General features: G+C 72.2%; 8 protein-coding genes. 3 read left to right on the top strand and 5 right to left on the bottom strand.

The genetic code is table 11. The features are described from left to right. Positions 1–3 precede the first annotated feature (3 nt). The 3 genes from nirD to cobA all read left to right on the top strand — a co-directional run bounded on the left by nirD (position 4) and on the right by cobA (position 4260). Entirely contained in the window at positions 4–384 is a 381-nt protein-coding gene (gene nirD, locus GGR71_RS19140) for a nitrite reductase small subunit NirD (RefSeq protein ID WP_160961825.1), read from the top strand. Beyond that, positions 384–3185 carry a nitrate reductase gene (locus GGR71_RS19135; protein WP_184452227.1) on the top strand — a complete coding sequence of 934 codons (2802 nt, stop codon included), beginning with the start codon at positions 384–386 and terminating at the stop codon, positions 3183–3185. Before nirD ends, GGR71_RS19135 begins: the two co-directional genes overlap by 1 nt. A 337-nt stretch (positions 3186–3522) precedes the next feature. Then, positions 3523–4260 carry a uroporphyrinogen-III C-methyltransferase gene (gene cobA / locus GGR71_RS19130; protein ID WP_184452241.1) on the top strand — a complete coding sequence of 246 codons (738 nt, stop codon included), beginning with the start codon at positions 3523–3525 and terminating at the stop codon, positions 4258–4260. Positions 4261–4657: 397 nt separating this feature from the next. On the opposite strand, the gene glgX is transcribed toward cobA, so the two are convergent. The 5 genes from glgX to treZ all read right to left on the bottom strand — a co-directional run bounded on the left by glgX (position 4658) and on the right by treZ (position 13575). After that, the gene (glgX, locus tag GGR71_RS19125; protein ID WP_160961818.1) at positions 4658–6826 is read right to left on the bottom strand and encodes a glycogen debranching protein GlgX; all 2169 of its coding nucleotides are present in this window, start codon (positions 6824–6826) and stop codon (positions 4658–4660) included. Positions 6827–6835: 9 nt separating this feature from the next. Further along, positions 6836–7042, bottom strand: coding sequence for a DUF2934 domain-containing protein (locus GGR71_RS19120; protein WP_160961816.1), 207 nt, complete (start codon positions 7040–7042; stop codon positions 6836–6838). A gap of 14 nt (positions 7043–7056) precedes the next feature. Further along, complete coding sequence (gene treY, locus GGR71_RS19115; protein WP_184452239.1) at positions 7057–9672, bottom strand: malto-oligosyltrehalose synthase; 2616 nt, start codon at positions 9670–9672, stop codon at positions 7057–7059. Beyond that, the gene (locus GGR71_RS19110) at positions 9669–11636 is read right to left on the bottom strand and encodes a 4-alpha-glucanotransferase (protein WP_160961814.1); all 1968 of its coding nucleotides are present in this window, start codon (positions 11634–11636) and stop codon (positions 9669–9671) included. The genes treY and GGR71_RS19110 overlap by 4 nt, the downstream gene beginning before the upstream one ends. 151 nt (positions 11637–11787) lie before the next feature. Then, on the bottom strand, positions 11788–13575 hold the full coding sequence (treZ, locus tag GGR71_RS19105) for a malto-oligosyltrehalose trehalohydrolase (RefSeq protein WP_184452225.1): 1788 nt from the start codon (positions 13573–13575) through the stop codon (positions 11788–11790).

Here is a 13575-nt window from a genome sequence, read left to right as displayed (position 1 = left end):
GCGATGGCGACCGTGTCCGATCCGATTCCCTCCACCACTGCGAGCGATCGCAGCGACGACGTACACCAGTGGCTGCGCATCTGTCGGCTCGACGAGATCCCGGTGCTGGGCGCGCGCGTGCTGCACCTGCCGGGCGTGGAGCCGATCGCGCTGTTCCGCAGCGAGGGCGAGCGCGTGTTCGCCCTGGTCGACCGCTGTCCGCACAAGGGCGGGCCGCTGTCGCAGGGGCTGGTGGCCGGCGACAGCGTTACCTGCCCCCTGCATGCCTGGCAGATCGATCTGGCCAGCGGCCAGGCCTGCGCACCGGATGTGGGCTGCGCGCGGCGCTTCCCGGTGCGGGTGCAGGATGGCGAAGTCTGGCTGTCGCTGCGGGACGCCGGCTGATGGACGGCGCTTCCGTGGCGATGCCGAGCGTGCCCGCCGCCGTGCAGCGGCGCGTGACCCGCTCCACCTGCTGCTACTGCGGGGTGGGCTGCGGCGTGCTGATCGAGAGCGAACACGCCGCCGACGGCAGCGCACGCATCGTCGGCATCGAGGGCGACCCCGCGCATCCGGCCAACCATGGCCGCCTGTGCAGCAAGGGCCGGACCCTGCCGCAGACCGCCCACAGCCTGCACGGCCGCGCGCTGCAGCCGGAGCTGCGCACGCACCGCGACGCGCCGCGGCGCGCGGTGGACTGGGCGGTGGCGCTGGACAGCGTGGCCGAGCGCTTGGCCGGCATCGTCGAGCGGCACGGCCCGGACGCGGTGGCGTTCTACCTGTCCGGGCAGTTGCTGACCGAGGACTACTACGTCTTCAACAAGCTGGCCAAGGGCCTGATCGGCACCAACAACATCGACACCAACTCGCGGCTGTGCATGTCCAGCGCGGTCAGCGGCTACAAGCTGGCGCTGGGCGCGGATGGCCCGCCCACCTGCTACGAGGACCTGGAACTGGCCAAGACCGTGCTGCTGGCCGGCAGCAACATGGCCTACGCGCATCCGGTGCTGTTCCGGCGGCTGGAGGAGGCGCGGGCGCGCGATCCGCAGGTGCGCTGGATCGTGGTCGATCCGCGCCGCACCGACACCGCAGCACTGGCCGACCTGCACCTGGCGATCCAGCCCGGCACCGACGTGGCGCTGTTCAACGGCATGCTGCATCACCTGATCTGGGAAGACCGCATCGACCGTGCGTTCATCGCCGCGCACACGGCTGGTTTCGCCGAGCTGCGGCAGGCGCTGCGCGACTACACCCCGACCATGGCCGCGGAGTTGTGCGGCGTACCGGTGGCCGATCTGGTGCAGGCGGCGGAGTGGTTCGCACGCGACCTGCCGGCGCTGTCGCTGTACTGCATGGGCCTGAACCAGTCCGCGCACGGCACCGACAAGAACCTGGCGCTGATCCATCTGCACCTGGCCACCGCGCAGATCGGCAAGCCCGGCGCCGGCCCGTTCTCGCTGACCGGGCAGCCGAACGCGATGGGCGGGCGCGAGGTCGGCGGCATGGCGACGATGCTCGCCGCGCATCGCGAGATCGCCGACGCCGGCGACCGTGCCGAGTTGGAACGCCTGTGGGACTTGCCGCCGGATCGTCTGTCGGCGCGGCCCGGGCTGCCGGCAGTGGCGCTGTTCGACGCGCTGCGCCGCGGCCAGGTCAAGGCGGTGTGGATCGCCTGCACCAATCCCGTGCACTCGATGCCGGACATCGCCCAGGTGCGCGAGGCGCTGCGCCAGGCCGAACTGGTCATCGTGCAGGAGGCGTTCGTGCAGACCGACACGGTGCCGTTCGCCGACGTGCTGCTGCCGGCGACGAGCTGGGGCGAGAAGGCGGGCACGGTGACCAACTCCGAGCGGCGCATCTCGCGCGTGCGCCAGGCAGTGCCCGCACCTGGCGCGGCGCGGCCGGACTGGTGGATCGCCAACGAGGTGGCGCGGCGGCTGGAGCCACGGCTGGGCGCGCCCGGTGCGGCGACGCGCTTCGGCTTCGCCGAGCCTGCCGACGTGTTCGCCGAGCACTGCATGCTGACCATCGGCCGCGACCTGGACATCGGCGGCCTGGACTACGCACGGCTGGACACCCAGGGGCCGCAGCAGTGGCCGCTGCCAGCCGGCGCCGCGCACGGCCAGGCGCGGCGCTATGCCGACGGCGTGTTCGCCACTACCGATGGCCGCGCGCGCTTCCATCCGGTCGCCTACCGGCCGGTGGCCGAGCCGACCTCGGCACGGTTCCCGCTGCGCCTGCTGAGTGGGCGCCTGCGCGACCAGTGGCACGGCATGTCGCGCAGTGGGCGGGTGCCGGCGCTGTTCGCGCACAGCCCGCAGCCGGGCTTGCGCATGCATCCGCAGGATGCGGCGCGGCGCGGCCTGCGCGAGGGCGAGCTGCTGCGCATCGCCAGCAAGCGCGGTGCGCTGGTGTTGCCGTTGCAACTGTGCGAGGAGATGCGCTCGGGCGACGTGTTCGCGGCGATGCACTGGAACGGTCAGTACCTTGCCAGCGGCGGCATCAACGAACTCAGTACCGCGGCAGTGGACGCGCGCTCGCAGCAGCCCGAACTCAAGCACGCCGCGGTGCGCGTGGAGAAGGCCGAGTTCGCTTGGCATCTGTTGCTGGCGCGGCGCGGCGATGCGCTGGCGCTGCAGGCGGCGGCGCAACCGTGGTTGCGCACGTTCGGCTACGCGGGGTTGAGCCTGCAGCCCGAGGCGCGGCAGGACGCTGGGACGAGCGCCGATGCGCCGGCCTGGCTGGTGCTGCGCGCCGCGGCCGAGCAGGCACCCGACGCGGCGCAACTGGAAGCCCTGGCCGCGGCGCTTGCCTTCGCCAGCGGTCCCGACACCCTGGAATACCGCGATGCGCGGCACGGCGTGCTCAAGCGCGTGGCATGGCGCGGCGAGGCCGGCGCCAGCCATCTGGACGGCCTGCTGCTGGCCGGCGCGCAGTCCGATCCGGGTGGTGAGGCCTTGCTGGAGCGTGCGCTTGCCGGCACCGCCTGGGGCGGGCCGCGCCTGGCGGTGTTCGCCCAGGCCGGTGCCGCACCACGCGACCCGGTGGTCTGCCAGTGCCTGCAGGTGCGTACCGCGGCCATTCGCGCCGAGGCGGCGCGTGGCGCCACGCCGGCACAGGTGCGCGAACGCCTGGGCTGCGGCAGCGTCTGCGGCTCGTGCATGCCGCAGGTACAGCGGCTGTGCGCGGCGGAGGTGGTGGCATGAGCTGTGGTGTGCCGGAGCCTGCGGTCGGTGTGCGGCCTGCAGGTGCTGCTGGCCGCCCTCGCCATGCAGGCCGTGGCGTGCGTACAGAGGCGCCGTTGCCTGGGCAGTGGCAGCGCGTTTGGAGCGTGTGCGTGGTGTGCGCCGCGGTTGGAAGCCGGGGCGATGGCCGTCCGCGTGCGGATGCCGCGAATGGCGCGATCGGTGTGTGGCGTCCATGCAGTGCCGATGGCACTCGGCGCGGCACTGTGCGGGCGTGGTGTCGTGGGGTGGGTTCTTCTTCGATGGGGAAAATGCAATGACGCAGCTCAGCGTGTCCGCCGCGCCCCGCGCCGGCGAGGTGGTGTTGGTGTCGGCCGGTCCTGGCGATCTGGAACTGTTGACGCTGAAGGCGGTGAAGGCGTTGGCCGCCGCGCAGGTGCTGTTGCTCGACGATCTGGTCAATCCGGAGATCGTGCAGTTCGCGCCGCAGGCCAGGGTGATCCGTGTCGGCAAGCGCGGCGGTTGCCGTTCCACCCCGCAGGATTTCATCTGCCGGCTGATGCGCCGTTACGCGTTGCAGGGCGTGCGCGTGGTGCGGGCGAAGGGGGGCGAAGCGCTGCTGTTCGGTCGGGCCGGCGAGGAGATCGCCTTCCTGCGCGCGGCCGGGGTGGCGGTGCGCATCGTCAACGGCGTCAGTGCCGGCGTCGCCGCCGCTGCAGGACTGGGCATGTCGCTGACCCATCGCACGCACTGCCACGGCATCACCTTCGTCACCGCCCACACCCGCGATCACGGCGAACCGGACTGGGCGTCGCTGTGCGCCACCCGCACCACGCTGGCGATCTACATGGGCATGGGGCGCGTGGCGACACTGGCCGCCAGCCTGTTGCGGCATCTGCCGGCGGATACGCCAGCGGCGGTGGTGCAATCGGCGAGCCTGCCGCAGCAGGTGCAGCTGCTGACGACGCTGGCGTGCCTGGCCACCGACGCCGGCACGCTCGCGCCCGGCGCACCGGGGGTGATCCTGGTCGGTGGCGCGGTGGGTGAGGCGCAGCTGCAGGCGATGGCGCTGCGACAGGTGCGCGCGACGGGGTGAGGACGGGAGCGGCGGCGACGTCGCTTCCTGCATCTGGAAACGCTGCCTGCGGTTGTTCGTGCTTGCGCAGCAGACGGGCTTGAAGTCCTTCCCACCTCCGAATCCGGTCGCCGCCAGGATTTTTAGCGGCTTCAGCCGCGACAGGCATGACCGACCATGTCGGGTCGCAGCTGAAGCCGCTCCTACGCGGTGGGCTGTGCGAAACGGAGATTGCGTCGCTGTGGCTGCGGCCGGTTCAGCGCAGTCGCCGAGCGGCGATGCGTTGGAGCCTTCCGGCAGTCGGGACTGCAATCCCTCACACACGGCATGCGGCCACGGCCACGGCCAGTGTCCATTGTGGCAGCAGCTTCAGCCGCGACGCGCGGCGCCAGGCAGATCGCGGCGTGCTTGCGTGCGATCACACTGCCGTCGGCGCATCCGCATTGCGGTGATGCGCGGCCGTGGACTTGCTGTCGCGCTCGGCCGCCAGCAGGGTCAGCGAGCGGCCGATCCCGTGCCATTGCGAGCCGCCGGGCAGGCCGTGTTCGCCGTTGCGTTCGGCGGTGTCGATCAGCACGCGCCAGTGTTCGCCTTCGACCAGAGGCAGGGTGAACGGCACGTCCTCGACCGCGCCATTGACGATCATCAGCAGGGTGACGTTGGACGCGGCCTGGCGCAGGCCACTGGATGGAGCGCGGCCGTCCAGGCGCATCATCAGCGCGCGGGCGTGCGGATCGTGCCAGGAGGCCTCGGTCATTTCCTCGCCGTCCGGCGCCAGCCAGGTCACATCCTTGATGCCCAGTTCCTCGTCGTAGGCGCCGTCGAAGAAGCGCGCGCGATGCAGCAGCGGGTAGTGCGCGCGCAGGTGGGTCAGTCGCGAGACGAAGGCGCTGAGTTGGTGCGCACGCGGGCCGGCTTCCCAGTTCAGCCAGGTCAGTTCGTTGTCCTGGCAGTAGGTGTTGTTGTTGCCGCCCTTGCTGCGGCCGAACTCGTCCCCGGCCAGCAGCATCGGCGTGCCCTGCGACAGCAGCAGGGTGGCCAGCAGGTTGCGCATCTGCCGCAGGCGCAGGGCATTGATGTCTTCGTCGTCGGTCTCGCCTTCCACGCCGTAGTTGGCGGAGATGTTGTTGTCCGAGCCGTCGCGGTTGTGCTCGCCGTTGGCCTCGTTGTGCTTGTGCGCGTAGCTGACCAGGTCGTGCAGGGTGAAGCCGTCGTGGGCGGTGACGAAGTTGACCGAGGCGGTGGGACGGCGGCCGCGGTGGTGGAACAGGTCGGCCGAGCCGGTCAGGCGCGTGGCCAGTTCGGCCAGTTGGCCTTCGTCGCCGCGCCAGAACGCGCGCACGTTGTCGCGGAACTTGTCGTTCCACTCCGACCAGCCCGGCGGGAAGCCGCCGACCTGGTAGCCGCCGGGGCCGACGTCCCATGGCTCGGCGATCAGCTTGACCTGGCTCAGCAGCGGATCCTGGCGGCAGGCATCGAGGAAGCCGCCCTTGGGGTCGAAGCCGTGGTGCTCGCGGCCGAGGATGGTGGCCAGGTCGAAACGGAACCCGTCCACGTGCATCTCCGACACCCAGTAGCGCAGCGAGTCGTTGACCATGCGCAGCGCGCCGGCATTGGTCAGGTCGAAGGTGTTCCCGGTGCCGGTGTCGTTGATGTAGAAGCGGCGGTCTTCGGCCAGGCGGTAGTAGCTGGCGTTGTCGATGCCCTTGAACGACAGCGTCGGGCCCAGTTCGTTGCCTTCGGCGGTGTGGTTGTAGACCACGTCCAGGATCACTTCCAGCCCGGCGCTGTGCAGGCGCGCCACCATCTGCTTGAACTCGGACACCGTGCGCGTGGCCATGTAGCGCGGGTGCGGCGCGAAGAAGCCGATGGTGTTGTAGCCCCAGTAGTTGCGCAGGCCCTGCTTGAGCAGGTATTCGTCGTCGACGAAAGCGTGCACCGGCAGCAGTTCCACTGCGGTCATACCGAGGCGCTTGATGTGCTCGACCACCTCGTCCACCTTCAACCCGGAGAAGGTGCCGCGCCAGGCCTCGGGGACGGAGGGATGGCGCATGGTGGTGCCGCGCAGGTGGGTCTCGTAGATCACCGTGCTGTCCCACGGCGTCTGCGGGCGCTGGTCCTTGCCCCAGGTGAAGGCCGGATCGATCACCGCGCACTTGGGCATGTAGGCGGCGCTGTCGCGGCGGTCGAAGCTGAGGTCGGCATCCTTGTGGCCGATGGTGTAGCCGAACAGGGCCGGCGCCCATTTCAGTTCGCCGACCAGTTGCTTGGCGTAGGGATCCAGCAGCAGCTTGTTGGGATTGAAGCGGTGCCCGGCATCGGGCGCGTACGGGCCGTACACGCGGTAGCCGTAGAGCTGGCCGGGGCGCGCGTCGGGCAGGTAGCCGTGCCAGATCTCGTCGGTGTACTCGGGCAGCGCGATGCGCTCGATCTCGCGGCCGCGGTCGTCGAACAGGCACAGCTCCACCTTGGTGGCGTGCGCCGAGTACAGGGCGAAGTTCACCCCCAGGCCATCCCAGGTGGCGCCCAGCGGATACGGCAGGCCCTCGCGGATACGCGAACGGCGGGTGAGCTTGCGCACGGGCATGAAGGATCCTTAGGAAGAGATGCTGCCGTTGCCGGCGCTGCGCCGCGGTTGCGGCGGCGGCAGCGCCTCGGCCTCGGCTTCGGCGGCCGCCTCAGCGGCCACCAGGCGTTCGGCCATGGCCCAGTGGCGGGCGGCGTGGCCGTCGGGTCGCCCTTCGGCTTCCCAGATTTCGTGTGCGAGTTGGCGGATGCGGCGTTGGCGTGTTTCTGCGTCCATGGCTTCTTGCGGGATCAGGGGGAGGCGACCAGCACGGCCACCGGGAACTCGGCGAACAGCGCCGATACCGGAATGGCCGAGGTTGTCGCGATGGCAGCGTCGGCCAGCACCGGACGATACTCTGCCTGGGGCAGTGTCAGAACCGTGTTACGCCAATCCAGTTGCGGCCGCAGCGGCGCATCCGGCCGCAGCGCCTGCGCGGCCGCACTCAGCCGCGGCACCACCACCACCAGCGAGGTGCCCTCGTGCTCGCGCACGAAGCCCAGTACGTGCTGGGCCTGCGGGCCCTGCGCCTGCAGCGGCGTGTAGCTGCCGTGTGCGAACAGCGCCGGATGCGCGCGCCGCAGTTGCAGCAGCTGTGCGGTCAGCCATGCCTTGACGTGGCCGCTGTGCCAGTCCTGCAGCAGTGCGTCCGGCGCAGTGGCGTCGCCCAGCCAGGCCTGGCGCAGCGCGTAGTCCACCGGGCGGCGGTTGTCCGGATCCACCAGCGACAGATCCCAGCCTTCGCTGCCCTGGTACAGGTCGGGCACGCCGGGCAGGGTCAGGCGCAGCGCGGTCTGCACCAGGCTGTTGAGCGCGCCGGCCGGAGCCAGCGCCGCGGCCGCCTGTGCCAGCGCCTCGCGCAACGGGGCACCGGCCGGCTGCAGCAGCGCGGCGTCGAGCAGGGCACGCGCATTGCGCTCGTAGTCCTCGTCCGGCCAGGTCCAGTGGGTGCGCAGCTTGGCTTCGCGCGCGGCCTTGAGCTGCCAGGCGCCGATGCGCTCGGCGTAGTCGCGCAGGCCGTCGGCGTCGTCTACCGCCAGTTCCAGCGGCCATGCCGCCACCAGCATCTGCCACAGCATCAGCAGGTCGCCGGGCAGCGGCGCGGCGCTGCCGGCCGGCAGCAGGTCGGCCGACAGCGCCTGGAAGCGCGCCACCTGCGCCTCCCACCACGGCGCCTGCGCGCTGAGCGCGGCCAGGCGCATGCGCACGTCTTCGCCGCGCTTGTGGTCGTGGGTGGCGGTGGCCAGCAGCGCGCGCGGATAGCGCTCCGCGCGCACCGCGTTCGCCGCGTGGAACGCGTCGGGGGTCAGCGCGAACACGTCCGGCTCGCTGCCGACCTCGTTGCGCGAGAGCAGCACGCCGTGGCGGTAGAAGGAGGTGTCCTCCACCGACTTGGCGTTGAGCGGCGCCGACAGCTGTTCCAGGCGCCGGCGCACGATCCGGCGCAGCGCCACCTGTGCCTTGCCGGTGCCGCGGCCGTCGCGGCTCCAGCGTTCGATCGCGTCGATCGCCGCGCACACCCGCGGCTCGGCACCGGCGCGCGCGCGCTGCGCGGCCTGGGCCAGGCGCGCCGCATCGTCGTCGTCCAGGCCGTCCGGCCCGGCGTAGGTGCGGTACACCTCGAAGTGCCGCAGCAAGGCCATCAGCCCGCGCGCCAGCATCTGCGGGCTGAACTCGCGGGTCAGCGGATCCAGGTGCGCGGCGGCACCCAGCGCCTGTACCGTGCGCACCAACTCGGCCTGCAGCGACCCCTGCAGGATTTCATCGCGCGCGGCACGCTGTTCCTGGCCGAAGTCGCCGCTGCGCCCGCTCCAGCGCCGCCACAGCGCGGTCAGCGGTTCGGCGCCGGCCGGGTCGTGCAGCACCGCGGCGACCTGGTCCATGAAGTCGTAGCCGGTGGTGCCGTCGCACGGCCAGTCGGCGCGCAACTGCTCGTGCGGCGCCAGGATCTTTTCCAGGTATAGGGCGACGCCGCCCGGGGCGATGCCGCGGCGGCGGCCGGCGCGGTCCAGTTGCGTGCGCAGCCGCTGCACGTAGCCGGTGGGGTCGGCCAGGCCGTCGACGTGGTCGACCCGCACGCCATCCAGATGACCCTCGGCGACCAGCCGCAGCGGCAGCTCGTGGACCGCGGCGAACACGTCGTTCTGCTCCACGCGCAGCGCCGCCAGCGAGGTGATGTCGAAGAAGCGGCGGTAGTTGAGCATGTCGTTGCCGACCCGCCACCAGGCCAGGCGATAGCACTGGCGTTCGATCAGCCGGTGCAGGGCGTCGTCGCCCAGCCGCGCGGCGTCGTTGAGCCGCGCCGCCCACGCCGGGCGCGCACTGGCCGGTTCCTGGGCGATGGCACCGTCCAGGCGGATCGGGAAGCGCTGGTCGTGGTGCTGCAGGACGACGCTGCCGTCCTCGGCCACCTGCAACTGCAGCGTGCCTTCGCTCAGCGCCTGCGCGTAAGGGCGGTCCAGCACCGGCAACCACAGCTTGCCCTCGCGCCCGGGCGCGCGCCAGTCGATGTCGAACCAGCCGGCATGGCGGCTGCGCCGGCCATGGGTGAGCACGTCCCACCACCACGGATTGCTCGGGTGGGTGGCCATGTGGTTGGGCACGATGTCCAGGATCAGGCCCATGCCGTGGCTGCGCGCGCGCTCGGACAGGTGCAGCAGCGCCGGTTCGCCGCCGAGTTCGGGATTGACCTGGCGCGGGTCGGTGACGTCGTAGCCGTGGGTGGAGCCGGGCACGGCGGTGCCGATCGGCGACAGGTACAGATGGCTGATGCCCAGCCCGGCGTAGTAGGGCACCTGCGCGGCGGCATCGAGCAGGGTGAAATCGGCATGCAACTGCAGGCGGGCGGTGGCCCGCAGGGGAATCATGCGCATGCGTCGGCTCCTGGCGCGGCGGTGGCGGTGGTCTGGCGGGTCTGGGCGAACGCGTCCAGGCGCGTGGTGAGGGTGGCAGCGGCGGCCGCCGCGTCGGGCGCGGGCAGGCGCCGGCGCCAGTTCGGATGGCCGTCGACGGTACCCGGCAGGTTCGGTTGCTGGTCCAGCCCCAGCGCGTCCTCGGCCGGCAGCAGCGCCAGCGGCGACGGCGTGGCGGCGACGAAACGCAGCGCGCCCAGTTCCGGGTCGGCGGCCTGGTCCGGCGGCAGCGCCGCGGCGACCGCGTCGTCCATGTGCGCGACGTCGTCGCTGCGCGCCTGGTGGTCGGCGTGTTGCTGCGCGGCGTCGCTCAGTTGCAGGCGTCGGCGCCAGTCGATGTCCTCGCCGCGGCGCCAGCCGCGCAGGGTCGGCAGGTCGTGGGTGGTGGTGGTGGCCAGGGCGTCGGGGCGCCACTGCGCCGGCGGCAGGAACGCGCCGGCGCGGTCGCGGGTGAACAGCAGTACGTCGATGCCCATCACCCCGCGGCGCGACAGTTCTGCGCGGATGCCGTCCGGCACCACGCCCAGGTCCTCGCCGATCACGATCGCGCGGTGCCGCCAGGACTCCAGCGCCAGCAGGCGCAGCAGGTCGTGCAACGGATAGCGCAGATACACGCCGGTCGAGGAGGGCGCGCCGCGCGGGATCACCCACAGCCGCAGCAGGCCGAGGATGTGGTCGATGCGCACGCCGCCGCGATCGCGCATCACCGCGCGCAGCAGTTCGATGAACGGCGCGAAGCCACTGGCGCGCAGCGCGGTCGGTGCATAGCCGCAGATGCCCCAGGCCTGGCCGTCGCCGTTGAAGGCGTCCGGCGGCGCGCCCAGTTCCAGTCCCTGCAGCACCGCCTGCGGCCAGGCCGCGGCCTCGGCGCCGTGCGCGTCGAAGCCCACCGCCAGGTCGGCGATCAGGCCGATGCCCATGCCGTCCGCGCGCGCCTGGCGCTGCACGTCGGCCCAACTGCGCGCGGCCAGCCATTGCGCGAAGCGGTGCAGGCCCGGATCGGCGTCACCGAAGTCCTGCGCGGCGAACGCGGCATGCGCGTGCAGCGCACTGCCGCCGTCGCGTTCGAATGCGGCCAGGTCGGCGTGCAGGGCCGCGTCGGCGTGGCCGAAGTCGGCGTGCAGCTGCCGCAGCCACTGCCACTTCAATCCGGCGGAGACCGGCCAGTCGATCAGCGGGCGCGCCTGCGCCTCGGCGAAGGCCTGCGCCAGCCCGGCCGCCTCCAGCGCGCGCTGCGCGGCGGCCGTACCGAGCACCCGCGCCGGCGCCGCCTGCAACGGATCCAGGAAGCGGCGATCGCTGGGCGAATACGGGCTGTAGTGCGCGCCGATCGGCCGCGCTGCATGCACCGGGCTCAAGGCGATGGCATCGCCGCCGGCCGCGGCGATGCGCGTGGCCCAGGCGGCGGTGCCGTCGGCGTCGCCGATGCCGGCATCGTAGGCGCCCGGCGCCGAATACACCTGCAGCGACACGCCCCAGCGCCGCGGCTGCGCCGCGCTCACCGCGTCGGCGACGCCATAGCAGCGCGGTGGCGCCACCGCCAGGGTGGTGCTGCGGTCGCCGTGCTGCAGCGTCCAGTAACCGGCGGCGTCGGGTGCGACGAGGCGGCCCTGCGCGTCGCAGTGGCCGTGCAGCGCGCGCCCGTCCTCGCTGTCGAGCCGATACGCCGCGCCGGGTGCGGCGCCGACCTCGACCGGCGCGCCGGCGTCGGCGGTCAGCAGCGGCGGCAGCGCGGCATCGGCCTGCAGCCGGCGCAGGCTGTCGCGGCAGGCGGCAGCGTCGCGCGCGCCCAGACCCAGCGCGCCGAGTACATGGCGCAGGGTATCGTCGGCGACCGTGCGCGGCGTGTCGCTGGCATCGATCCAGTCGACCAGCAGGCCGGCGGCGTCGGCCAGGGTGTGCAGGGAAGTGTCGGTCATGGGCAGGGCGAACCGGGCAACAGGGCGAAGGAAGAGGCATCCGCCGCGGTCCCGCCCGCGCGCGCCGGCGGCGCGTGCGCGGCGGTGGGCAGCGAACGAGGCAGCCAGCGTGCCGGGGACGCTGTCGCGATGGCGTCGCGACAGCGGGCGCTCATGCGGCGTGGCCGGGCCGGTAGCGCGCGACGAAGGCGTTGGGCGGCAACTGCGCGGCGTCGTTGCCGGCGTTCTCCGCATGCACGGTGCTGCCGGGCAGCTCCAGCGCCACCGCCGCGTCGCCGAAGTTGGCGGCCACGTGCCATTCGCCGTCGCCCAGGCGCCAGCCCGCGGCGATCGCCTTCGGACCAATCACCTGAGCCCCTAGCGCGCTGGCCTGGGTCAATGCCGGCATCAAGTGCTGGCGGCGCAGCGCCATCAACGCCGCGAACCAGTCGCGCCAGCGCGCGCCGTCGCCGTGGGTGGCGTCGCTGATGTCGGCGATGGAGGCCTGGAAGGTGCTCGGCGCGTTCGGATCGGGAATGGTGGCGCGCTGCTCCGGATCGGCGAAAGCGGCGAAGTGCGCGAACTCGCGGCGCCGGCCCTCGCGCACCGCCTCGTCCAGCGGCGGCGCGAAATCGGTGAAGAACTGGAACGGGGTGCGGCTGCCCCACGGCTCGCCCATGAAGAACAGCGGGATCATCGGGGTCAGCGCGGTCAGCGCCAGCGCCGCGCGCAGCGCTGGTTCGCTTACCTGGGTGATCAGCCGGTCGCCGCGGGCGCGGTTGCCGATCTGGTCGTGGTTCTGCGCGAAGATCACGAACTTGTGCGGCGGCAGGTGGCCGCTGGGCTCGCCGCGCGCGTGCCCACGGTGGTCGGCCTGGCCCTGGAAGGCGAAGCCTTCGCCGAGCACGCGCGCCAGGTGCTGCGCCGGCGCATCGGCGAAGCCGGCGTAGTAGCCCTCGTGTTCGTCGGTCAGCAGCACGTGCAGGCTGTTGTGGAAGTCGTCGTCCCACTGCGCGCTGTAGCCGCGTTCCAGCACGTCGGCCTGGTTGGCCTCGTTCTCCAGCACCAGGTGCACGTGGCGCCCGTCGGCGACGCTGGCCATGATCGCCTCGCGCAGGGTGTCGAGGAAGGCGTTGGGCACGATCGCGTGCACCGCGTCCAGGCGCAGGCCGTCGAAGCGGTACTCGTGCAGCCACATCAGCGCGTTGTCGATGAAGTAGCGCTGCACCGGCGCCAGGCGGAAATCGATCGCCGCGCCCCAGGGGGTCGGCGCGTCCTCGCGGAAGAAGGTCGAGGCGTACTGGCCCAGGTAATTGCCGTCCGGGCCGAAGTGGTTGTAGACCACGTCCAGGAACACGCTCAGGCCCAGGCCGTGGGCCTCGTCGATCAGCGCCTTGAGTTCGTCCGGATGGCCGTAGGCCGAGGCCGGTGCGTACGGCAACACGCCGTCATAGCCCCAGTTGTGGCGGCCGGGGAATTCGGCCAGCGGCATCAGTTCGATCGCGGTGACGCCGAGCGCAGCCAGCGTCTGCAGTTGCGCGCGCAACCCGGCGTAGCCGCCGCAGGTGCCCACGTGCAGTTCGTAGAACACGGTCTCGGCCCAGGGCCGGCCGCGCCAGTCGCCGTGGCGCCACGCATGGCCGTCGGTGGCCAGTACCGCGCTGGGACCATGTACGCCTTCGGGCTGCCAGCGCGAGGCGGGGTCCGGCACCGGCGTGCCGCCGTCGATGGCGTAGCGGTAGCGGGTGCCGGGCGCACACGCCAGGGTGGCGGCGAAGTAACCGTCGCCGATCGCCTCCAGCGGCTGCCGCCGATCGTCGCCGAACACCAGCTCCACGCGCTGGGCATCCGGTGCCCACAGCGCGAAGGCGACCTCGCCGTTGGCGCCCGGCCAGGCGCCGGGGCGCAGCGCCGCGCGCGGTGCGGCAGGGGAGTCGATCGATGCGGCAGTCGTGGCCAT

Source organism: Xanthomonas sp. F1 (assembly GCF_014199855.1).
This window is presented reverse-complemented; position numbering and strand designations above follow the sequence as displayed.